Below are 21774 nucleotides of genomic sequence, written 5' to 3'. Positions count from 1 at the left end.
TAGGATGGCGACGCGGGCGGTGGGGCAGATGGCGCGGCAGGAGGGGGTGCGGCAGGAAGTGGCGCCGTCCGGGGCGGCACGATGCCGCCGCCGCTCTGGGATGCGGCCGGCCGATAGGGAGCGGGAGGCTGTGCGGCGCCGGAGGTCGGGCCCGATGCAGCAGGCGGCGTCTCGCTCCCCATGCGGTGGCCGATGCGGTCCGCCTCGATCTGCATGTCCGGGTTCTGGGGCGGCGCCGCGACGATGGTCGCGCCATGCTGGCCGGCCGGCACCCGGCCGCGTCCGTTTCTCGACGGCGCAGTCGAGGCCGTGCGTCCGGCCCGGCGTTCGCCGATCCGGCCCTCGTCGTCGGTCACCGTCTCGGGGATCGCCACCCGCTCTGGCGTGCCGCCGCCGGTCAGCGACGATTGCGCCATCGCCTCCCCGGACAACGGCCATTGCGCCTTGCCCGCCGCCACCTGGCAGCACTCGATCAGCGCGGTGTTCTTGGCCTTGCGCCGATGCGCCTTCATGTCGCCGTCGCGATAGGCGTTGAGGATGCGCAGCTCGATCGGGTCCATGCCGACCGCCTCGGCCACCCGGTCCATCTGGCATTCGATGGCAAAATCCACCGCCGTGATGCCGAAGCCCCGCATCGCCGTCGCCGGCGTGCGATTGGTGACGCAGCAATAGACGTTGGACGCCACATTGGGGATGAAATAGGGGCCCGGCAGATGCCCGGTGCCCTTGACGATGGCGTAGGAGGACAGGCGCGTATAGGCGCCGCTGTCGAAGAAGCCGGTGAATTCGCGCGCGACGATGCGCCCGTCGGCCATCACGCCGTCCTTGAGCCGCCAGCGTTCGGCGCCACGCGGCGCGCCGACCTGCATCTCCTCTTCCCGGTCCCAGGCAAAGCGCACCGGCCGCCCGGTCAGGATCGCGCCGAGAACGGCGGTCGGCTCGACGATGCTGTCGACCTTGCCGCCGAAGCCGCCACCGGCCGTGCCGCCAATGAAATGCAGGCGCGAGGACGGGATGTCGAGGAGCTTGGCCGTGGTGCCAAGCGAGAAGAACAGCGCCTGCGTGTTGGTGTAGCAGACATAGCGGTCGTTCTGCTCGGGCGCCGCGATGGCCCCGCAGGTCTCGATCGGCGCCTGCTCGATCGGCGACATCTGGTACTCGGCCTCGACGATATGGTCGGCGCGGGCGAAGGCCGCGTTCACGTCGCCGAAGCGCAGCTTCTGGTGATCGTAGCGCTCGTGATAGTCGAAGCTGTTGTTGGGATAGACCTCGTTGACCACCGGTGCGCCGGGCTTCAGCGCCTCCTCGGGGTCGAGGAGATGGGGCAGCATCTCGTAGTCCACCCGCACCTGTGCCACCGCCTCCCGGGCCAGGCGCTCGGTGTCGGCGATCACCCAGGCCACCGTCTCGCCCTTGTAGCGGACCTTGTCGTGGGCGCAGAGGGGCTCGTCGTCCTTGCCGAAATTGATCAGCGACAGCAGGGTGTTGAGGTTGTTCGGCACGTCCCTCGCGGTCGCGACGCGGCGCACGCCCGGCATCCGCTCGGCCTCGCGCGTGTCGATCGAGCGGATGCGCGCATGGTGGTGGGGCGAACGGACGGCGCGCATGTGCAGCAGGCCGTCGAACAGATGGTCGTCATAATAGGGCGTGCGTCCGGTGACATGGCCGAGAATGTCCTGCCGGATGGTCGGCTGGCCGATCTCCTTCAGCGTGTCGTCGCGTTCGTCGGCGAACAGGTCCTTGCGGAACTCGATACTGGTCATGCCGCGCCCCTCATCCGCTGGCTCGCCCTCATGACCGCGTCGATGATGGGCTCGTAGCCGGTGCAGCGGCACAGATTGCCGGAGATCGCCTCGGCCACCTCGTCGCGGCTCGGGCTGGGCTGCCGGTCGAGCAGCGCCTTGGCGGCCATCAGCATGCCGCTGGTGCAGAAGCCGCACTGGGCGGCGAACTCTTCCATGAAGGCCGTCTGGAGCGGGTGGAGCTGCGGCCCGCCGGCCAGTCCGCCGGTCGTGTCGATGCGCCGCCCCTCGACGGTTTCGGCCAGTGTCAGGCAGGCCAGATGCGGCTGGCCGTCGATCAGCACGGTGCAGGCGCCGCAAGTGCCCTGGGCGCAGCCCTGCTTGGGCGACAGATCGCCGGCGCCGCGCCGCAGGACGTCGATCAGGTTGGCGCCCTCGTCGACGAACAGCGCGGTCTCGGCGTCGTTCAATGTGAATCTGACGGGTGTCTTGGCCATCAGCGCGCCTCCCTCAGCAACAGGCGCCGCAGATGCACCGGGGCGACCTCGCGCCGGTACCATTCGCTCGCCAGCGCGTCGTCGGCCGGGGCCAGCCCGTCGAGACAGGCGGCGAGCGCGCCCTCGATGCCGGCCGGGTCCAGTGTGCGGTCCCGCAACGCGCGCTCCGCCGCCTTGGCGCGCAGCGGGGTCGGCCCCATGCCGCCGAAGGCGATCCGCGCGTCGGTGACGCGGCTGCCGCCCTGCAGCCAGGCGGCGATGGACAGCATCGACACGCCCTTCGGCTTGACCCGGCTGATCTTGGCCCAGCGGAATTCCGACGCGGTGACGCGCGGCAGGATGACCGCCGTCACCAGTCCGCGCTGGCGGTCGCGACCGGCGAGGAAGGTTTCCATCGGCTCGGTGGCACCGCCGGCCATGTCGACCCGGGCATCCAGCGCCAGCAGCGCGGTGGCAAGGTCGCCATAGGGATGCGCCGCGAAGAGATTGCCGCCCACCGTCGCCATGTTGCGGACCGCTGGCCCGCCGATCATCCGGGCCACCGGGTGCAGGATCTCGGCGTCGCGTGCGGCGAGAAGATCGGCCATGGTGGCGCCGGCACCGATCCTGAGGCCGGTGCCGGCGGAGCGGATCTCGCGCGGCATGGTGCGGGCCCGCACGATCCGGTCGAAGGACGGATCGGCGTAATTCACGCCGCGCATCACCAGCGTGCCGCCGGCCAGGAAGCGGGTGCGATCGCCCATCTGGCGGGCCGCCTCGTCGAGTGTCGCGCAGGTCTGAACGCTCAGCATGTCAGGCCCCCAGCTCGGTTCGGATCGCCTCGAAGCCGGCGACATAGATGCCGTCGCCGACCGCGGCCCCCAGTTCGGCCTCCCGGCCCTTCGGCGTGTCGAAACGGCTTTCCCAGTGCCAGAAGGTGGCGTCGCCATCGGTGACCGGGGACAGCCTTATGTGGGCGACGTAGTTGAGCAGCGGGATCGGCGTATCGAGCAGGCAGTAGGTCATCGACATCTCGGCATCCGACAGGGTCAGCAATTGCTCGCGCAGCTCCTCGCCGGTCTCGAGCCGGAAGCGGCGCACGGCCCCCACCTGGTCGGTCACGCGGCCGCGCTCGACCTGGCTGGTGGCCACTGCCGGGTGCCAGCGGTCGTGGCCGTTGAAATCGCGCACGATCTCCCAGACAGCCTCGACCGGCGCCTCCAGAACGGTGCTGCGAACGACGTGAACCATGAGCGCCGCCTAGCCCCCGAAATGCCGCTTGAGCGCGTCGAAACCGCCCTGGAACACGTTGCGGCCGGTGCCGGTGACGAGATCGGTCTCGTCCTTGGGATCGCAGCTGAATTCGGCCGACCATTCGGCGAAGCAGTGCCCCGTGTCGGTGACCGGCGTCAGGCGCAGCGTCGCCATGTAGTCAGACCAGGGCTGCGGGCCGTCGAGCATGACGTAGGTGACGAACAGGTCGTAATCCGACATGCCGACGAGCTGCTCGCGGATGTTGTCGCCGCTCTGCAGGTGGAAGCTGCGGATGCAGCCGATCTTGTCGGACGGCAGGGCGTCCTCGATGCGGCTGTCGCGAATGCGCGGATGCCATTTCGGCAGCGCGTTGAAGTCGCGGATCCGCTCCCACACGCGGGACGCCTCGGCCGGAATGACCGAGCTGACATAGACCCTCGCCATGTCAGCGGCCCTCCTTCTTGTCGGCGCCGACCTTCGGCGCCTTCGCCCGCGCCGCTTCCGACGCCGCGCGGGTCATGTCGGAGGCGTTGCGGAAGATGTCGGACTTGGCGATGTTCGCCCCGTCGATGCCGATGTCGGACAGGAGGCTGTCGACGAAGGGCGCCTGGACGCGGTAGCGCAGGGCCGAGTTCATCACCTCGTCCGTCGGGCTCGGGCCCTGCCCCCCGCCGCCGCCACCGCTGGCGCCATTGCCGCTGCCGCCGCCATTCGCCCAGTCGAGGCCCTGTGTCCCCGACCCGCCGAGCTGCATGATGCGGATGTCGTTGATCTTCTCCAGCGGCTTGACGCTGGCCGCCACGATGCCCTCCACATGCTCCAGCATCTTGCGCTTGAACAGGCTGGCGCGGGCGCCGTCGGTGAGGACGTTCTCGGCCTCGTTGATGAGCTTCTGCGCCTCGGCCTCCACCGCGGCACGGATCTTCTCGGCTTCGGCGCCGATGCGCTTGCGCTCGGCTTCCAGCTCGGCGCCGGTCACGCCGACCGTCTTGGCGCGCCGTGCCACCTCGCTCTCGGCCGTGGTCTTGACCTTCTCGCTGGCCTCGACGGCACGGGCGCGGGCGTTCTCGGCCTCGACCGCGGCGGCGCTTTCATCCAGTGACTTGCGATAGAGCGCGATGGTCTTTTCCATCGTCGCTTCCTCGACGGCCCGTTCGCGGGCGATCTCCAGCTTGCGACGCTCGGCCTGATGCCCGATGCGGGCGTCGTCGAGACCACGCTCCGAGGCGATCTTGGCGCGTTCGACCTCTTCCTGGCTGGCGATCTCGGCCTCGCGCAGCGCCTGCATGCGGGCGATCTCGAGCTGCTCCAGCACCTTGCGGCGCTCGAGCTTGCGGGAATCGAGATCCTGCTCGGCAAGGATCTTCTCGGCATCGACCGTCTTGGCCTTGGAGACGCGGGCGGCCTCGATCGCCTCGTCGGCAGCGATCTGCGCGGCGTCCATTGCCTTGTTGCGCTCGATCTCCAGTTCGCGGATGCGGCGGTCGCGGGCAATCTTCTCGGCCGTGGTCTCCGCCTCCTTCTCGATCCGCTGGCCCTCGACCAGGCGGCGCGAACTGATCTCGGCGGCCTCGATGGCCTCCTGGTGCTCGATCTCGCGGGAGCGGATTTCCGTGTCGCGGTCGATGGCGGCAGCGCGGGTGCGCTTCTCCTCGGCGATCCGGGCCGTGGCGATCGCCTCCTGCGCCGTCACGCTGGCAACGTCCACGGCGCGGTTGCGAGCGATTTCGCGCTCGCGCATGTCCTGCTCGTAGGCGATGCGCTCGGCCGCGAGCTTCTTCTCCTTGGCGATGCGCTTGGCCTCGACGGCCTCCTGCTTGGCGGTGTCGGCAAAGGCCACCGCCTGTTCGCGGGCCAGATCGCGCTCCTTGGTGCGCTCCTCGCTCTCGATCCGCTCGACCGAAGTGCGGGCCTCGGTGGCGATCCGGGCCTTGTCCACCGCCTCGCGCGAGGCGATCTCGGCCTCGTCGATGGCGCGGTTGCGGGCGATTTCGAGACTGCGAACCCGCTCCTCCTGTCCGATACGCTCCTTGGCCGTGGCCTCGGCGGCCTCGATCTCGGCGGCGTCGAGCAGGCGGCGGCGGGCAATCTCCAGCGCGCGGGTCTCCTGTTCGGAGGCGATCCGCTCGGCGGCAAGGGTCTTCTCGCGGGCAATCTTCGCGGCCTCGGTCGCCTGCTGCGACGCGATCTCGGCCTCTTCCAGTGCCTTCTTGCGCTCGATCTCCAGCGAGCGGGTCTCGCGGTCGGAGGCGATGCGGGCGGCACTGACGGCGCGTTCCTGGATGATGCGCAGCTTCTCGGCCGCCTCGCGGGCGGCGATCTCGGCCTCCTCGATGGCCAGATTGCGGGCGATCTCGCGTTCCCGCGTCGCGCGTTCCAGCGAGATGCGGGCCTCGCTGACCTCATTCTCCTGGGCGATACGGGCCTTCTCGACGCTCTCCTTCGCGCTGATCTCGGCCTCGTCCACGGCGCGCTTGCGGGCGATCTCGTTGGACTGGGTGTCCTGGTCCTTCTCGATGCGGGCGCGGGTCAGTTCGCGCTCCTGGGCGATCCGCGCCTTCTCGATGGCTTCGCGCGCCGCGATCTCGGCGGCGTCGGTGTCGCGCGTCGAGGTGATGCGGGTTTCCGACAGGACGCGCTCCTGCTGGATGCGGGCCTTTTCGATGGCCTCGCGCGTCGTGATCTCCGCTTCATCGATGATGCGGGCCCGCTCGATCTCGTGCTGGCGGATGGTCTGTTCCGACGCGATGCGCGCCTCGGCGATGCTGCGCTCGTTGGAGATGCGGGCCTTCTCGATGGCCTCGCGGTTCAGGAGGGTGGCCTCCTCGCCCTCCTTCTCGCGCTCGGAGCGTTCGCGGGCCAGGTCGGCGCGCTGCTGGGCGCGGCGGAACTCGATCTCGCGCTCCTGCTCCAGCCGGGCGTTCTCGCTGTCGCGCTCGATCCCCAGCGACTGCTTCTCGGCCTCCAGGTTGCGGGCGCGGATCAGGAGGGAGGTTTCCTGCTCGATGTCGTTGCGCATCTTGCGGCGGCTCTCGATCGCCTCGATGACGCTCGTCAGGCCCTCGGCGTCGAAGCGGTTCGAGGGATTGAAGAACTCGATCTCGGTCTGGTCGATGTCGAGGATCGCGACGCTTTCCAGTTCGAGCCCGTTCTTGTCGAGCCCCTCCTGCGCGGTGGCGATGACCCGGCGCACATAGTCGCCGCGATGCTCGTGCAGTTCCTCGATCGTCATCTCCGCGGCGACGGTGCGCAGCGCCGAGACGAACTTGCCCTCCAGAAGCTGGTGGATGCGTTCGGGCTCCAGCGTGCGCCGGCCGAGCGTCGAGGCGGCCAGCGTCACGCCCTCCCTGGTCTGGGCGACGCGGACATAGAAGGACGCCTCCACGTCGATCCGCATCCGGTCCTTGGTGATCAGGGCCCGCTCACGCTCGCGCGTGATGTTGAGGTCCATCGAGTTCATGTTGACGGGGGTGATGTCGTGGACGATCGGCCAGACGAAGGCGCCGCCGTCGATGACCACCTTCTCGCCGAGGAAACCGGTCCGCACGAAGGCGATTTCCTTGGTCGACCGCCGGTAGAGCCAGTTCATCACCCAGTAGAGGATGAACACGACGATGACGGCCAGGATCAGCCACAGGATGAGTTGTCCGATGAGTTCGCCGGTCATTACTGATCCCTCCCCGCTTCGGCCTTGCGGCCGATCATCTTGAACCGTCGCGTCTGCTCGGTGAGCGCGATTTCCGTCGGCAGCCGCTCCATCGAGGAGGCGCCGTAGAAGCCGTGGCAATTGGTGGTGTTGGCGAGGACGTATTCGGCGTCCTCGGGCTGGGCGACCGGGCCGCCATGGACGAGGACCAGCACGTCCGGATTGACCTCCAGCGCGGCCTTCGCCAGCCGGTCGGTCACCGCCGGAGCGTCCTGCAGCGCCACGCCGGTTTCCGCGCCGATCGCACCGCCGGTGGTCAGACCCAGATGCACGACGATGATGTCGGCGCCGGCCCCCGCCATGGCGCGGGCATCGTCCTCGCAGAACACGTAAGGGGTGGTCAGCATGTCCCGCGCGTTGGCGAGGCGGATCATCTCGACCTCCAGCGCGTAGGACATGCCGGTCTCTTCGAGATTGGCGCGGAAGCTGCCGTCGATCAGGCCCACCGTCGGAAAGTTCTGGACGCCGGAGAAGCCCGCCGCCTTCACCTCGTCGAGGAAGCGGTCCATCATCCGGAACGGGTCGGTGGCGCAGACCCCGGCCAGCACCGGCGTGCGCTTGACCACCGGCAGGACCTCGTTGCCCATTTCCATGACGATGGCATTGGCGTCGCCATAGGGCATCAGGCCGGCCAGCGAGCCGCGCCCGGCCATGCGGAACCGGCCGGAATTGTAAATGACGATGAGGTCGATGCCGCCGGCTTCCTCGCATTTGGCCGACAGCCCGGTGCCGGCACCGCCGCCGACGATGGGCTCGCCCGCGTCGCGCATGGCGCGAAATCTCGTCATCAGGGTCTGGCGGTCGTGCATGGTCAGGCTCTCCGGGACAGTTTCGACGGGCTTTGCGGGCGCGAATGCAGGCTGCGGAAGCTGCGCAGGATCTCCGCCGCGAAGGCCGGGTCGTTGATGTTGTGGGGGACGCGAACGAGCTTGCGGGACGCGGTCTGGCGCACCGTCTCTTCCAGCGCGGCGAACAGCGCGCGGTCGGCGGCCGGGTCCCAGAAGGGCTGGCCCGGCGCATCGAGCGCCGAGACGCCGCCCTCGGGCAGGTAGAACCGCACCGGACCGTTCATGCGGTTGAGCTTCTCGCCGATGAAGCGGCCCATCTCGGCGTTTTCCGCCGGTGTCGTCCGCATCAGGGTGATCTGCGGATTGTGCTCGTAGAACAGCCGGTCGCGATAGCGCTCGGGCACCGTCTCGGGGGCGTTGAAATTGACCATGTCGAGGGCGCCGCAGGCGCCGATATAGGGCTGCCCGCTGGCGATCATCGCGTCGAACCGGGTCTCGTCGGCCGCGAAGACGCCGCCGGCGACCATGTCGCAGATCTCGGTGGTGGTCAGGTCGAGGACCGCGCCCAGCATGCCGCTCGCCACGAGCTTTTCCATCGCCCGCCCGCCGGTGCCGGTGGCGTGGAAGACGAGGCAGTCATAATCGGCCTCCAGTTCCTTCACGACGGCCTGGACGCAGGTCGTGGTGACCCCGAACATGGTCAGGCCCACCGTCGGGCGGTCGGCTGCCGGGGCCGCGCTCGCCCGCGCCTTCACCATGCCGGCGACGGCGTTGGCGGCATTGGCCAGGACCTGCCGGGTGATCGTGTTGAGCCCCTGCACGTCGGCGACGGACGGCATCAGGGTGATGTCGGAGGCGCCGACATATTGCGCGGTGTTGCCGGATGCGACGGTCGAGACGACGAGCTTGGGCACGCCGACGGGAAGGCTGCGGAAGGCCGGCGCCACCAGGGCCGTGCCACCCGATCCGCCGGCCGCCAGCAGCCCCGCGACATCGGTCTGGGCCCGCATCCAGCGCTCGAAGGCGAGGGTCATGCCGGCCACCGCACTGCCGCGGTCGCCGGTGAAGACGCCCGCCGCGCCGCGCGGATGATGGCCCGCCACGACATTGGGCGGCGTATCGGCGCCCGACGGCTTGCCGCTGGTCGAGAGGTCGACCATGGCGACGCGCAGGCCGGCGGCCTTGACGATGTCGCGCATGTAGCGCAACTCGGCGCCCTTGGTGTCGAGCGTTCCGCAGACATAGACGGTGCCGCCCCGCGTCGCCGCGGGCGCCATCGGGCGGCCTGCCGTGGCCGGGGTCTCGGCCGGCGTCGTGACGGTGCGCGCGGCGCGCTCGATGACGTGGACCGGCACGTTCGCCGACCAGCGGGTCGGGAGCTTCGGATTGGACAGGTAGATGCGGACCGGGCCGCTCTCGGCCGGCGTCGCGGCCTCGCGGCGCGGCGCATCGGGCCCCGGCGTCTCGTCATGGGCGTGGCGGCCGACGCCGAGAAGCGCCTGCTGCAGGTCGCGGTCGGCGGCGAGAACGCTCGCCTCCATCACCCGGTCGACCTTGCCATTGATCATGATCGCGACGCGGTCGGCGACGGAACAGGCGACGCCGATATTCTGCTCGATCACCAGGACGTCGATGTCGCCTTCCTGGCCCAGACGCACCAGCATTTCGGCGACCTGGTTGACGATCACCGGGGCAAGGCCCTCGGTCGGTTCGTCCATGACCAGAAGACGCGGGTTGAGCAGCAGCGCCCGGCCGATGGCCAGCATCTGCTGTTCGCCGCCGGACAATTGCCCGCCACCATTGCTGCGGCGCTCGGCCAGGCGCGGAAACACCGAATAGATGCGCTCGGGCGTCCAGGCGCCGCCCTTCGTCGCGACGAGCTGCAGATGTTCGTCGACCGTCAGCGAGCGCCACAGGCGGCGCCCCTGCGGCACGTAGCCGACGCCCATGCGGGCGATCTCGGCCGGGGTGCGGCCGGCAATGGCCTGCCCGCCCAGCGCGATCGACCCGGCGCGCACCGGCACCAGGCCCATGATCGCCTTGCACAGGGTCGTCTTGCCCATGCCGTTGCGGCCGACGACCGACAGGATGCCGCCGCCGATGCGCAGGTTCACGCCCTGCAGCGCGTGGCTGTGGCCGTAATAGACGTTGAGGTCGCGGACCTCGAGAATGGGCGTGCCCTCAGCCATGCCCGCCTCCGAGATACAGCGCCTGGACCTCGGGATCGTCCTCGATCTCGGCCGGCTTGCCTTCCTTGAAGACACGACCGTTGTGCATCATCGTGACCCGCTCGCTGACCCTGAGGGCGACGTCCATGTCGTGCTCGATGATGATGAAGCCGACATGGCCCGGCAGGCCGGTCAGGATGCCGATCAGTTCGCGCCGCTCGGTCGGCGACAGGCCGGCGGCGGGCTCGTCGAACAGGATGAAGCGCGGCGCCCCCGACAGCGCCATGGCGATCTCCAGCTGGCGCTGCTGGCCGTAGCTGAGATCGGCCACCGTCTGGCCCATCACGTCGCCCAGATTGACGGTGCGCACGAGATCCTCGGCGGTGGCCACCAGCGCGTCGCGATTGCCCGGCCGGCGAAACGAGAACCGGCCGCGCGAGACGCCGCGGCAGGCCAGATAGACATTGTCGCGGACACTCAACCCGCTGAACAGCAGCGAGATCTGATAGGTGCGCCGCAGGCCGCGCCGGATCCGCTCCTGGGCGGGAAACTCGGTCACGTCCTCGCCGAAGAAGCGGATCGCGCCGGTGGTCGGCGGAAAATCGCCGGTGATGCAGTTGAACAGGGTGGTCTTGCCGGCGCCGTTCGAGCCGAGCACCGCGTGGCGCTCGCCGGGGCGCACCTTCAGGTCGATGCCGCCCAGCGCCTCCAGCGCGCCGAAGCGTTTCGAGACGCCGCGCAGTTCGAGGGCGTAGTCGGCGCTGGCGCCGCGCGAGGGTGCGGCGGCGCTCATGGCGCCTGCCTCCGGTCGGTGCCGGTCAGCGGATCCCGATTGCGGCTCTCGCGGAACTTGTCCCACATGCCGAGAAAGCCGTCGGGCGAGAAGAACACGACGACCAGGAAGCCGATACCGACCAGGAGCTGGAAGCGCTCGCCGGAGAGGCCGAGCGAGATCAGGACGTCGGTAGAGAAGGTCTTCAGAAGCACGTAGATCAGCGCGCCGATGAAGGCTCCGATCGGATGGCGCAACCCGCCGACGACCGCGATGACGAGGATATCGATGGCCGGCTGGATGCCGACCGTGCCGGGCGATATCTGCTGGCTCTGCCAGGTCAGCAGGATGCCGCCGACGCCGGCGATCAGCCCGGCAAAGGCATAGGCCGCGACCCGGTGCGCGGTGACGTTGTAGCCGAGCGCCGCCATCCGCCGCGGATTGTCCCGCACGCCCTGCAGCGCCAGGCCGAAGGGCGCGCGGCTGATGTAGAGGACGGCGAAATAGCCCACGGCCGCCCAGAACAGCGACAGATAGTAGAACGGCACCGACTCGCGCCAGTTCACCCCGAACAGCTGCGGCGGCAGCACCGAGTTGAAACCCGAGAAGCCGTTGAAGACGTCGTAGTTCTGGCGGGTGAAGTAGAAGAACGCCGCCGCGATGGCGAGGGTGATCATGATCGTGTAGATGCCCTCGGTCCGCACGGCGAGCCAGCCGACGGCGGTGGAGAACAGCATGGTGATCGCCAGCGCCAGCGGGATCACCACCCACCACGGCCAGCCCTGCGAGACCGCGCTGACGCCGCTCACGCCGAAGATCGCGACGAGGTAGCCGGCCAGTCCGGCGAAGGACATCTGCGCCAGGCTGACCATGCCGCCATAGCCGGCAAGGAACATCAGGCTCAGGGCGATCAGGCCGAGGACGAAGGCCCAGCCCATGATCTGGAACAGGAAGAAGCCCGAGGCGAAGGCCGGCATCACCAGCAGCAGCAGCCCGACCACCCAGTAGGCCGCGGGCACCCGCTCGAGGCCCGAGGGCCGCGCCGTGACGGAGGGCCTGTCGATCGCCACCATCTAGGCGCGCCCCAGGAGGCCGTAGGGCCGGAAGGCCAGCACCACGACCATGATCAGGAAGGTCAGCACCACGGCGTAGGTCGGGAAATAGACCGAGCCGAACTGCTCGGCCATGCCGATCAGCAGGGCCCCGAGGGCGGCGCCGGGGATCGAGCCCATGCCGCCGACGATGACGACGACGAGGGAGGCGAGCAGGAACCGCGTGTCCTCGCCCGGCGCGACCGACTGGAAGGTACCGCCCACCACCCCCGCGACCCCGGCCAAGCCGGCCCCGAAGGCAAAGACACAGGCGAAGACGAGCTGGATGCGCACGCCGGTCGCCGACAGCATGTCACGATCGTCGACGCCGGCGCGCACCAGCATGCCGATCCGGGTCCGGTTGAGCATCAGCCACATGGCCAATCCGACGACCACGGCGGCGAGGAAGATGACGATGCGCACGGACGGATAGCGCAGGAAGATCAGCTCGCCGCGCCGGTCGTAGCCGGTGGTGAAGAAGGTATCGAGCGGCCCGGAGAGCCATTGCGGCGGGGTGATGTTGTAGAAATCGCCGCCGAAGCTCCACAGCATCAGGTCGGCCAGCACGATCGAAATGCCGATGGTCACGAGGGTCTGGCGCAGGTCCTCGCCCTCCATCCGGCGAAAGACGAAGATCTGCATCAGGACGCCGATCAGCCCGACGATGATGAAGGCCACCGGAAACGCCAAGAGCCACCAGCCGGTGATGTCGGCGGTGTAGAAGCCGACATAGCCGCCGATCAGGTAGAGCGAGCCATGGGCGAGGTTGACGTTGCGCATCAGGCCGAAGATCAGGGTGAAGCCCGACGCGACGAGGAAGTAGAGCCCGCCGAGGGTGACGCCGTTGAACAGCGCATTGAGGAAGATCTTCTTGCGACCGATGACGTCTTCGAGGCCCTCGGGCCAGACGGCGAAGATCGCCCACAGCAGGACGACCGCCACGATCGCCAGGATCGCGGTCCAGATCGGATGCCGGGTCGCAAAGACCCTCACGTGCCGGCCCTCCGGCCGGTCCGTGCCTGGCACACCTCAGGTCGCGTCACAAAGATCACGGCTCATCTCCCCCGAGCCAATGGCTCTCAAGGGACAGATGCTAGTTCGGGCGGGGGCTCGGCGGCATACCCGATAGTCTGGTGCGGTCCCCCATCATCGGAAAAGCGCCCGACGTCACATGCGCCACCCGGCGGTATTCGCTCGGCGCGATGCCGACATTGGAGGAAAAGAACCGGGTGAAGCTCGCCTGGCTGGAAAAGCCGAGATCGAAGGCGATGTCGGTCACCGATTTGGGGGTGCTCAGAAGGTCCGAAATGGCGTTTTCGGAGCGCAGCGTGTTGATGTAGACATTCGGCGTCACGCCCATGAACTGCTTGAACAGCTTGAAGAAATGCGGGCGAGACAGGCCGACGGAGCGGGCGACCTCGTCGATCGGCATCTCCTCGCCGACCTTTTCCTGGATCAGCCGCAGCGAGCGGCGGACGCGAAAGTCGGAGAACCGGCGCAGGGCCGAGGGGCGCCGGCCGTGGCGCTGGTCCCAGGACAGGCTGAAACACTCCTGCGTCAGGGTGAATAGCAATTCGTCGAACGCCATGGCGTTCTCGTTGCCCATCAACAGGACGGTGATCCGGGTCAGCAATTCGCGCTGCCTCTGGTTGAGGGTCAGCCGCGACCGGCCGAAGGACAGCGAGAACTCCGCCATGTCGCTGTTTTCCAGGAACCACATCGGCTTGATGTAGAGGACGAGGCAGATGTTGATCCGGCCTTCCGGCACGTGGAAGGAGTGCGGCTCCCACGGGCTGACCGCGACGGCATGGCCGGGTGTCAGGTCGCTGCGCGCATTGTGCACCATCAGGCTGGCAGCATCGCCACCCACGTAGAACACCAGATGCCCCTCGCGATGGGCATGGGTGGTGATGGTGCGATCAAGCTCGTACAGCGCGGCACGGCCGAAGGCGCCGTGACACACCGCGATAGCATGGCTCATTTCGTGATCCTCCCGATCAACGACGGCCGCGCGGCTTCTCCCTCCGCTTCGACCGGCCAATTATCGGGCCATGTTCCGTGCGGCCAGACAAGTTCGAAGAACAAAGAAACAGACTTTGCGGTATACAGCGCACGCCGGTCGCGAGTGCTTCAAACGTGCCTAAGAGGCGGTGTAGGCCGTCTTCACGGTGCTGTAGAATTCCGCTGCGAAGGCCCCCTGCTCGCGCGGCCCGAAGCTCGAGGCGCGCGTTCCGCCGAACGGCACGTGATAGTCGACGCCGGCCGTCGGCAGATTGACCATGACCATTCCGGCGCGCGCGTTGCGCTTGAAATCGCTGGCGTATTTCAGGCTTTCGGTACAGATGCCGGCGCACAGTCCGAAATCGGTCTCGTTGGCGGTCGCCAACGCCTCGTCATAGTCGCGCACCCGGATGACGGAGGCGACGGGACCGAACACCTCCTCACGATTGATGGCCATGTCGCTGGTCGTTTCGGTGATCAGGGCCGGCGACAGGAAGAAGCCCTCCGTCGCCTGCGTCACCCGATCTCCCCCGACCCGCAGGCTGCCGCCCTGGGCGCGGGCGCGGGCGATGGCCGCCTCGTCGATGCGAAGCTGCGCTGCGTCGACGACCGGACCGATGTCGGTGCCTTCCTCCAGCGCATGGCCGGTGCACAGCCCTGCAAGGCGCTCGGCGACCGCGCTGACGAAACGGTCGTGGATGCGCTCGGTCACGATCAGCCGCGAGGAGGCGGTACAGCGCTGCCCGGTGGAGAAATAGGCGCCGTCCACCGCCGCCGCGACGGCCCTGTCGAGATCGGCGTCGTCGAGGACGACGAGCGGGTTCTTGCCGCCCATTTCCAGCTGCACCTTGCGCTGCAACGGCGCGCTGGCGGCCATGACCCGCGCGCCGGTCGCCTGCGAACCGGTGAAGCTGATCGCATCGACGCGGGCGTCGTCCAGCATCGTCTGCCCGACGACGGAGCCGGGACCGGTCAAGAGATTCAGGACGCCGGCCGGCAATCCGGCGCGCTGCAGGATATCGGCCAGCGCCCAGGCGCAGCCGGGCGCCAGCTCGGCGGGCTTGAACACCACCGTGTTGCCCCAGGCGAGCGCCGGCGCGATCTTCCAGGCCGGGATCGCCATCGGGAAGTTCCACGGCGTGATGATGCCGACGACGCCCACCGGCTCGCGGGTGATCTCGATCGTCACGCCGGGACGGACCGACGGCAGGAACTGGCCGCCGGTGCGCAGCGGCTCGCCGGCGAAATAGCGCAGGATGCGACCGGCCCGGGCGACTTCGGCAATGGCATCGCGCAGGACCTTGCCCTCTTCGCGGGCCAGCAGGCGGCCGAGCTCGTCGGCCCGGCGCAGCGCCTCCTCGCCGGCCCGGTGCAGGATGTCGGACCGGGTCTGGGGATCGGAGCGGCCCCAGGCGGGTGCGGCGGCGGTCGCCGCGGCAATGGCGGCCTCCGCCTCGGACCGGCCGGCCTGGGCATGGACATCGACGATGTCGGAAACGTCGGACGGGTTCACATTGGGCAAGGCGTGGGAGGTCGTGACCCATTCCCCGCCGATCAGCAGCGGCTTCACCAGACCCCCTCCAGCACCGTGCGGGCGGCGCCTTTCGGCAGGATGTCGGCGCGCTCGGCCTCGGACACCGCCTCATCGAGATCGTCCGGCGTCAGGCCGAGATCCGACAGGCGCGGCGCAAGGCTGGGGATCGCGCCGAGATAGGCCGACAGCCGCTCCGTCGCGGCGCCCGCGCCCCGATCCTCGCCGGCACCGATCATCCGGCCCAAAAGATCGGTGCGCTCGACTTCGGCCTCCATCGCCGCCAAGGCACCTGGCAGGAGCAACCGTGCGGCGGCCAGCGCGTCGAGGCCGGAATGCTGGGCGGCGAGCACCACCGCCAGCATCTGGGCCGGGCCCAGCCCCTTCTGCTGGCTCAGCGCGGCATTGAGGCCAGCGGCCATCAGCTCGCGGCTGACCGTGACGTCGGGGGCCGCCGCGAGCCGCGGCAGATTGGCGACGCTGCGGCTGAAGGCGTCGAGCGCCATGCCGTCAGCGGTCGGATTGTAGGTGGAGGCCAGATAGGATTCGAGGCTGCGCACGAGGCTGCGCAGGGCTGAGCGCAGATTGTCCTCGGGACCGGCCGACAGGATCAGCGTCGGATCGCAGATCAGGACGTCGGGCAGGCCGCTGCGCCAGCTTTCGACATTGCGTCGGCAGGGGTCGGGCAGACCGTCGATGCCCGGCACGGCGTAGAGCTTGGGCCGTGGCCCGAATTGCGACAGCATCTTGCGGGCCTTGCGGCCGAGCTCGATCGCCCGCGCGGCCCCGAAGGCGATGATGGTGTCGACGCGCTGGCCGGCGAACTGCTCGCACAGGGCCACTGCGGCGGTCGACAGATCGGCCGTTTCGGCGAGATCGAAGGACAGGATGTCGGTTGCGACCGGCAGGCCGGACAGGATGACCTCGCGGCTCTCGGCGGCGCCGGGCGCGTCGGGGACGATCAGCAGCGGTGCGAGCAGCGCCATGCTCTCGATCTCCGAATGCAGCGCCTCGGCGAGAACGGCGTCGGCAAAGTGCACGCGCGTAGGATAGGTGATGAGCGTCATTGCCCCGGCCGATGCGATATGTCGGGAAGACGGCGGCCCGGGCGCACGCGCACCCGGGCCGCTGGCTCTCGCGTCAGTAGGACTTCTGACAGGCCGGAACGTCGCGGCTCGGCAGGCCGATGGCATCGAACGCGGCCTTCTCGATGCCCAGCGTCTGGTTCACGTCGTCGACCTTGCGGACCATCTTGTTGGCCAGCGTGCCGTCGTCGAGTTCCACCACTTCGGTCACGAAGTTCGCGCCGATCGCCTGGCGGTTCTCGTCGAGGGTGATGTCGCCGTTCGGCGCCTCGAGCTTGAGGTTCGACAGGCAGTCGCGGAACTTCGTCTGGCCGTCGGAGAGGTCGCCCTCCACCGTGCTCAGGCACTGCAGCGCCGCGCTGGTCGCGTTGTAGTAGCCGGTCGCGAACAGCGACGGGGTGGGGAAGCGATCGCTCTCGGGGAAGCTGTCCTGATAGAGCTTCACCCATTCCTGCCAGCGCGGATCGTCCCAGGTGTCGGCCTGCGGGCCGGAGGACGGCACCCCGATCAGGGCCTGCTTGGCACTGCCTTCCGACGACAGCACCGATCCGTCGACCATGATCGAGCCGCCGATGAGGTTCGCCTGGCCGCCGGCCTGCTGATACTGGTTGAGAAAGTTGACGGCGTCGCCGCCGCCCAGGCCCAGATAGATGGCGTCCACGTCGTCGGGTAGCGCCGCGATGATCGAGCCGAAATCCTTGGTGCCCAGCGGCACCCAGAACCGGTCGGTGATCTCGCCGCCGGCCCGGCAGAACTCGGTCACGAAGCCGAAGACCTGGGTGTAGATGAAGGAATAGTCCTCGCCGATGGTGGCGACGTATTTGTAGTCCTTCTCGTTGAAGACGTATTCGCCGAGACCCGCCGACCACTGCGCGCCGTCGATGTTGAAGCGGAAGAAGTTCTCGGACGGCGTGACGTAGGTGGTCTCCATGGCGCCGGAGATGCCGTTGATGAAGGTGACGTCCGGCCGGGTCTTGGAATAGTCGCGGATCGCGATGCCTTCGGAGCCGGACAACGGCCCGATGACGATGTCGACGCCGTCCTGGTCGACCAGCTTGCGGGCGCCGCGGGTGGCGCTGTCCGGCGTGGTGTCGGTGGACTGGGTGATGACCTCGATCTTGCGGCCACCGGCCTGGTAGTCGGCCGCCTTCAGCGCCGCCTCCAGACCGCGCACGCCGTCCTGGCCCGGTACGGTGTAGGTCCCTTCCAGCGTCACCAGCACGCCGATCTTGACCGGGTCGGAACTATCCTGCGCCACAGCCTGCGTTGCGCCCGCGGCAAGCAGGGCGAGTGTCGATAAACCGCACATCCATGTAGTTTTCATCTGCTATCCTCCCATAGATTTCGGTCCGCACCACGCCGCTCCTGAGACGGGCCGCCCGAATGCCAAGCCTGACCGAGCCGGCCGAAAGACCGATCACCGGAAGTGCGCTGGCGTATCCTGTGATCTTTTTTTTGCACTTTCGCGCTTACTGGCGGTCGCCAGGGTCACGCTGCGACAGGCCGCCGAGGCGCAGGCCGAGCACCAGCGCGCCGCCGACCGCGACGAGAGCGGCGATCATCAGCGTCTGCTGCCAGACCGGCCCGTCCGACGGCAGGGTCGAGACGATGCGGATCAGGGCGCCCGCAACGCCCAGCGCGAGCGCCTCGAACAGCCCGTCGAGACGCCGCGAGAACAACAGGGCGGCGACGCGGAAGGCGGCGACCAGCATCAGCGTCTGCCCCAGCAGCGCCAGCGCCGGCGTGCAGCGGATCATGTTGCCGAGGCTCGCGGCATCCACGACGCAGACGCTGTCGGTGAACAGCAGCATGTAGAGCTTGAGGATCAGCGCGATGGCAAGGCCCAGCCCCAGGAGCATCTGGCACACCACGAGGACGATCTGGGCCGGGCGCTCAAAGGCGCGATAGAGCGACAGGGCCGCCGGCGTGGCCTGGCGGGGTTCCACGTCGCGCTCGTCGTCGCGCCACCGCTCGTCCTGCATGCTTTCGCCCCTCCGTCCTGATACCGGCCAAGCGTCCTCGCCCGGTCGCATAGGCTCAAGCCCGGCGCGCGGCATGCCGTACCCAGGCGTCTGATAAATCGCCTCCGTTTGGCTAGTGGGCGGGAAGACCGGCACGCCTCCGCGTCCCGGCATCGCGCCACACGATCGCGCGATCAGCGGTATCGGCGCTGGTCCGGCGGAGGGTTCGGCGGGCATAATGATCGGGACGCGGTCGCCGCACATCGGCGGGCTGCGATCGAGGGAGTGGTGCCGGTTTGGGCTTGCGAGCGACGACAGATGCGGGACGCCGCTGCGCGGAGGGTATCGGCAGGCGCCCGGCGCGGTGCGCGACAGGCTGGCTGGCTCCGGCCGGCGCCTGGGGATGCCGCCTGCTCGCGGCAGGGATCGCGCTGACGATGACGACAGGGGCCGCTGTTTCAGCGCCGGCCTGTTCCGGGGAGCCGCGCTTGCAGACCAACGGCGTCAATCTGATCCGCACCGAGAATGCGCCCTTCGGGTCGCCGGCCAGCCGCGAGAGCCTTTCCCGGCTGGCGAAGCTCGGCGCCAACAACGTGGCGATCGTGCCGTTCCTCTGGCAGCCGGGGCCTGACGATCCGCAGATCGGGCTCGGGTCCGACATGAGCCTCGACGAGCTTCGCGTGGCGATCGCGGCGGCGCAGGCGGCGGGGCTCGACGCCTTCGTCAAGCCGCATGTGTGGGTGCCTGAGACATGGGCCGGCGCCATATCGATGCCCGACGATGCGGCGTGGACCACCTGGTTCGGCCATTACCGCACGGCGCTGATCGACATTGCCCAGGTGGCGGCGGATGCGGGCGCCACCTCCCTCGCCGTCGGCACCGAGCTGGTGCAATCCACCGGCCGGCCGGAATGGCCAGGGCTGATTGCGGAGATCAGGGCGATCTTCCCCGGCACGCTCGTCTATGTCGCCCACAATGCCGACGAGGCCGAGACGGTGCCGTTCTGGGCGCAGCTCGACCGGATCGGCGTCAGCCTCTATCCGCCGCTCGGCGCCGACGACGCACGTCAGGACTGGGCCGCAGCCATGGCCGACCAGCTTCGGCGTATCGCGGCCGTGTCACGAAAGAGCGGGCGGAAGGTCTGGGTGGCGGAGTATGGATTGCGGTCGGCCGTGGGCGCAGCGGCCAAGCCCTGGGAGAGCGCCGAGGAACGCGACGCGGCGCCCGACGACGTATTGCAGGCGACAGTGATCGCCGAATGGCATTGCCAGTTCGACCCGGCCGTCGTCGAAGGCGCCTGGGTCTGGCGGTGGTTCACCGATCCCGACGCCGGCGGGCGGGCCGACACCGATTTCACGGTGCAGGGGAAACTCACCGAAGGCGTGCTGTTCTGCCACTGGCGCGGCGGCTGCTGAGCCGCCGGACGGCTCAGAACCGGTGCCAGACAGCGGCGACGAGGCCGCGTTCGCGCAGGGCGTTCTCGCCGGCGATGGTGGCCACACCGCCGAGCTGCAGCGACCAGCTTTCATTGACGTCCCAGACGCCGCTGAGCTGCAGCTTGTGTTCGCTGCCGCTGACGAAGAACGATTTCTCGCTGCCGTCGCCGATCGAATTGAACGACTGAACCAGAAGCAGGAGATCGTCGGCCGGGCGGGTGCCGAAGGTCACGTCGGCCTTGAACTCGCTCGGCGGGTCGCCGAAGCGGGCGCGATAGCCGAGCTGGACGTCGAGGAAGGACGACCAGCTTCCGATGCCGAAGGAGCGGCCGTAGAGCATCCGCATGTCGAGCTCGGGATCGGTGTTGCCGATGGAGGCCGGATCGTCGTCGTCATAGGTGCCGGGAATGCGGGCGACAACCTGTCCCGACAATACCGAGACATCGTCGGACCACAGCCTGACGCGGCCGCCCAGCTCGGAATAGCCGAGCCCGAAGCGCGAGGCGTCGGTGGGCTGGCCGATATCGACCGACTGGATCTGCGGCTGCAGGATCGCCGTCACCGCGTCGGTGATGCCGTATTCGATCAGCGTGTTCAGCTCGAACTTGCGATAGTCGGGAATATCGACGGCGTTGCCATCGTCGTCGAAGCCCTTGGGCGAATCCGTATAGGTGCCCGAGACGATGATTTGACCGTGGCCCTTCGCCTGGGTCCAGGCGCCGGCATGCGCCGCGGCCGTACCGGCTCCAACAACCGCGGCGGCGAGCAGCGCCCGCAGGGCGACCGCGCCGATCATGGGACGAGCAGCGCGGTGCGGGTGACGACGCGGTCGCCGCCATCCTCGGCGGCGCGCTCGGCCGCGGCGATCGCGTCCGCGACCACGTCGCGCGGGGTCCGCTCGCGCCCGTCGGAAATGACCGTTCCGACGCTGAGCGTCGTGCCGGTGCCGGCGACGCCGGAGCGCGCGCGCGCGGCGAGCTCCGCCAGATCGGCCTCGGTGCAGTTCCTTGCAAAGGCGACGAAGATACCGTCGTCGTAATGCGCCAGATGATCGCCGATGCGGGCCGGCAGCGCCTGCAGGACGCGTGCGGTACTCTTGATCAGATCGCGCGCCGCCTGATCGCCATCGCGAACGCGCAGCCGGTCCAGATCGTCGATCTGCCAGGCCAGCGCCCCGAAGCGGGGCGCGTCGGCGGCGGGGGCTCGCTGGACCAGCGCCTCGAAGGTTTCCCAGCCGAGAAGACCGGTCAGCGGATCGACGAGGGTCATGTTGCCGGCGGCACTGCCGGCTTCCGGCTTGCGCCCGGTTTCCAGAAGCTCGGCCTCGCGGGCCTGGCGCAGATCGCGCTCGCCGCGCAGGCGGGCGATGCTGCGCACCCGCGCCAGGAGCTCGAGCCGATGGATCGGCTTGGTGACATAGTCGTTGGCGCCGGCGATGAAGGCCTGGGAGAGGGAGTCGGAATCGCTGAGGGAGCTGACCATCAGGATCGGCAGATCCTGGTGCCGGGCATCGGCGCGGATCCGCGCGCAGACCTCGATGCCGTCCATGCCCGGCATCATCACGTCGAGCAGCACGAGGTCGAAGGCGCCATCCGACCCGCTGCCGCCCTGCGCCAGACGATCCAGCCCCTCCTGCCCGGAGGTGACGAAGGTCAGATCCTCGTAGCCGCCGGAGGACAGGGTGACGGCCATGATGTCCCGGGCATCCTCGGAATCGTCGACCACCAGTATGCGCATCACTTCCCCCTTGAACGCGCCCGGCC

Annotated in this window: 18 protein-coding genes and 1 pseudogene; 1 reads left to right on the top strand and 18 read right to left on the bottom strand. The window is 68.8% G+C overall.

Annotated features, from left to right (window positions below; genetic code table 11):
* Nucleotides 1-83: 83 nt before the first annotated feature.
* The 16 genes and pseudogenes from N7I30_RS17725 to N7I30_RS17650 form a co-directional block, all read right to left on the bottom strand.
* Nucleotides 84-1763, bottom strand: a pseudogene (locus N7I30_RS17725) (xanthine dehydrogenase family protein molybdopterin-binding subunit); the annotation flags it as partial.
* Nucleotides 1760-2239: a (2Fe-2S)-binding protein gene (locus N7I30_RS17720; RefSeq protein ID WP_024350885.1), complete on the bottom strand. Its 480-nt coding sequence runs from the start codon at nucleotides 2237-2239 to the stop codon at nucleotides 1760-1762. The pseudogene N7I30_RS17725 and the gene N7I30_RS17720, both read right to left, overlap by 4 nt.
* Nucleotides 2239-3030, bottom strand: coding sequence for an FAD binding domain-containing protein (locus N7I30_RS17715; RefSeq protein ID WP_498640578.1), 792 nt, complete (start codon nucleotides 3028-3030; stop codon nucleotides 2239-2241). Before N7I30_RS17715 ends, N7I30_RS17720 begins: the two co-directional genes overlap by 1 nt.
* A 1-nt stretch (nucleotide 3031) precedes the next feature.
* Nucleotides 3032-3469 carry an SRPBCC family protein gene (locus tag N7I30_RS17710; protein WP_024350887.1) on the bottom strand — a complete coding sequence of 146 codons (438 nt, stop codon included), beginning with the start codon at nucleotides 3467-3469 and terminating at the stop codon, nucleotides 3032-3034.
* Nucleotides 3470-3478: 9 nt separating this feature from the next.
* Nucleotides 3479-3916, bottom strand: a complete 438-nt coding sequence (locus tag N7I30_RS17705) for an SRPBCC family protein (RefSeq protein WP_187392358.1) — start codon at nucleotides 3914-3916, stop codon at nucleotides 3479-3481.
* A gap of 1 nt (nucleotide 3917) precedes the next feature.
* Nucleotides 3918-7139 carry a flotillin family protein gene (locus N7I30_RS17700; RefSeq protein WP_498640575.1) on the bottom strand — a complete coding sequence of 1074 codons (3222 nt, stop codon included), beginning with the start codon at nucleotides 7137-7139 and terminating at the stop codon, nucleotides 3918-3920.
* On the bottom strand, nucleotides 7139-7987 hold the full coding sequence (locus tag N7I30_RS17695; protein WP_498640573.1) for a phosphoenolpyruvate hydrolase family protein: 849 nt from the start codon (nucleotides 7985-7987) through the stop codon (nucleotides 7139-7141). Before N7I30_RS17695 ends, N7I30_RS17700 begins: the two co-directional genes overlap by 1 nt.
* A gap of 2 nt (nucleotides 7988-7989) precedes the next feature.
* Nucleotides 7990-10155 (bottom strand): ABC transporter permease, encoded by a 2166-nt coding sequence (locus tag N7I30_RS17690; protein ID WP_498640571.1) that lies wholly within the window; start codon nucleotides 10153-10155, stop codon nucleotides 7990-7992.
* Nucleotides 10148-10927, bottom strand: a complete 780-nt coding sequence (locus N7I30_RS17685; protein WP_498640569.1) for an ABC transporter ATP-binding protein — start codon at nucleotides 10925-10927, stop codon at nucleotides 10148-10150. The genes N7I30_RS17690 and N7I30_RS17685 overlap by 8 nt, the downstream gene beginning before the upstream one ends.
* Nucleotides 10924-11979: a branched-chain amino acid ABC transporter permease gene (locus N7I30_RS17680; RefSeq protein ID WP_188075367.1), complete on the bottom strand. Its 1056-nt coding sequence runs from the start codon at nucleotides 11977-11979 to the stop codon at nucleotides 10924-10926. The genes N7I30_RS17685 and N7I30_RS17680 overlap by 4 nt, the downstream gene beginning before the upstream one ends.
* Nucleotides 11980-12990: a branched-chain amino acid ABC transporter permease gene (locus N7I30_RS17675; protein ID WP_413773364.1), complete on the bottom strand. Its 1011-nt coding sequence runs from the start codon at nucleotides 12988-12990 to the stop codon at nucleotides 11980-11982. It lies immediately after the preceding gene.
* A gap of 100 nt (nucleotides 12991-13090) precedes the next feature.
* The gene (locus tag N7I30_RS17670) at nucleotides 13091-13978 is read right to left on the bottom strand and encodes a helix-turn-helix transcriptional regulator (protein WP_024350895.1); all 888 of its coding nucleotides are present in this window, start codon (nucleotides 13976-13978) and stop codon (nucleotides 13091-13093) included.
* Nucleotides 13979-14137: 159 nt separating this feature from the next.
* Nucleotides 14138-15571 (bottom strand): aldehyde dehydrogenase family protein, encoded by a 1434-nt coding sequence (locus N7I30_RS17665; RefSeq protein WP_498640618.1) that lies wholly within the window; start codon nucleotides 15569-15571, stop codon nucleotides 14138-14140.
* Nucleotides 15565-16596: a dehydroquinate synthase/iron-containing alcohol dehydrogenase family protein gene (locus tag N7I30_RS17660; RefSeq protein ID WP_498640566.1), complete on the bottom strand. Its 1032-nt coding sequence runs from the start codon at nucleotides 16594-16596 to the stop codon at nucleotides 15565-15567. The genes N7I30_RS17665 and N7I30_RS17660 overlap by 7 nt, the downstream gene beginning before the upstream one ends.
* Nucleotides 16597-16669: 73 nt before the next feature.
* Nucleotides 16670-17938, bottom strand: coding sequence for an ABC transporter substrate-binding protein (locus tag N7I30_RS17655; protein ID WP_024350898.1), 1269 nt, complete (start codon nucleotides 17936-17938; stop codon nucleotides 16670-16672).
* Between the two features lie 145 nt (nucleotides 17939-18083).
* The gene (locus N7I30_RS17650) at nucleotides 18084-18596 is read right to left on the bottom strand and encodes a hypothetical protein (protein WP_498640563.1); all 513 of its coding nucleotides are present in this window, start codon (nucleotides 18594-18596) and stop codon (nucleotides 18084-18086) included.
* Nucleotides 18597-19063: 467 nt separating this feature from the next.
* Between N7I30_RS17650 and N7I30_RS17645 the strand changes: the two genes are divergently transcribed.
* Nucleotides 19064-19990, top strand: a complete 927-nt coding sequence (locus tag N7I30_RS17645; RefSeq protein WP_498640561.1) for a glycoside hydrolase family 113 — start codon at nucleotides 19064-19066, stop codon at nucleotides 19988-19990.
* Between the two features lie 13 nt (nucleotides 19991-20003).
* Here N7I30_RS17645 and N7I30_RS17640 read toward each other — a convergent pair whose 3' ends face one another.
* Nucleotides 20004-20807 (bottom strand): hypothetical protein, encoded by an 804-nt coding sequence (locus N7I30_RS17640; protein ID WP_498640559.1) that lies wholly within the window; start codon nucleotides 20805-20807, stop codon nucleotides 20004-20006.
* Nucleotides 20804-21748 (bottom strand): response regulator, encoded by a 945-nt coding sequence (locus tag N7I30_RS17635; protein WP_498640557.1) that lies wholly within the window; start codon nucleotides 21746-21748, stop codon nucleotides 20804-20806. The genes N7I30_RS17640 and N7I30_RS17635 overlap by 4 nt, the downstream gene beginning before the upstream one ends.
* Nucleotides 21749-21774: the final 26 nt, after the last annotated feature.

It is taken from the genome of Aurantimonas litoralis (assembly GCF_026153195.1).
GTDB classification, from domain to species: domain Bacteria; phylum Pseudomonadota; class Alphaproteobacteria; order Rhizobiales; family Rhizobiaceae; genus Aurantimonas; species Aurantimonas coralicida.
This window is presented reverse-complemented; position numbering and strand designations above follow the sequence as displayed.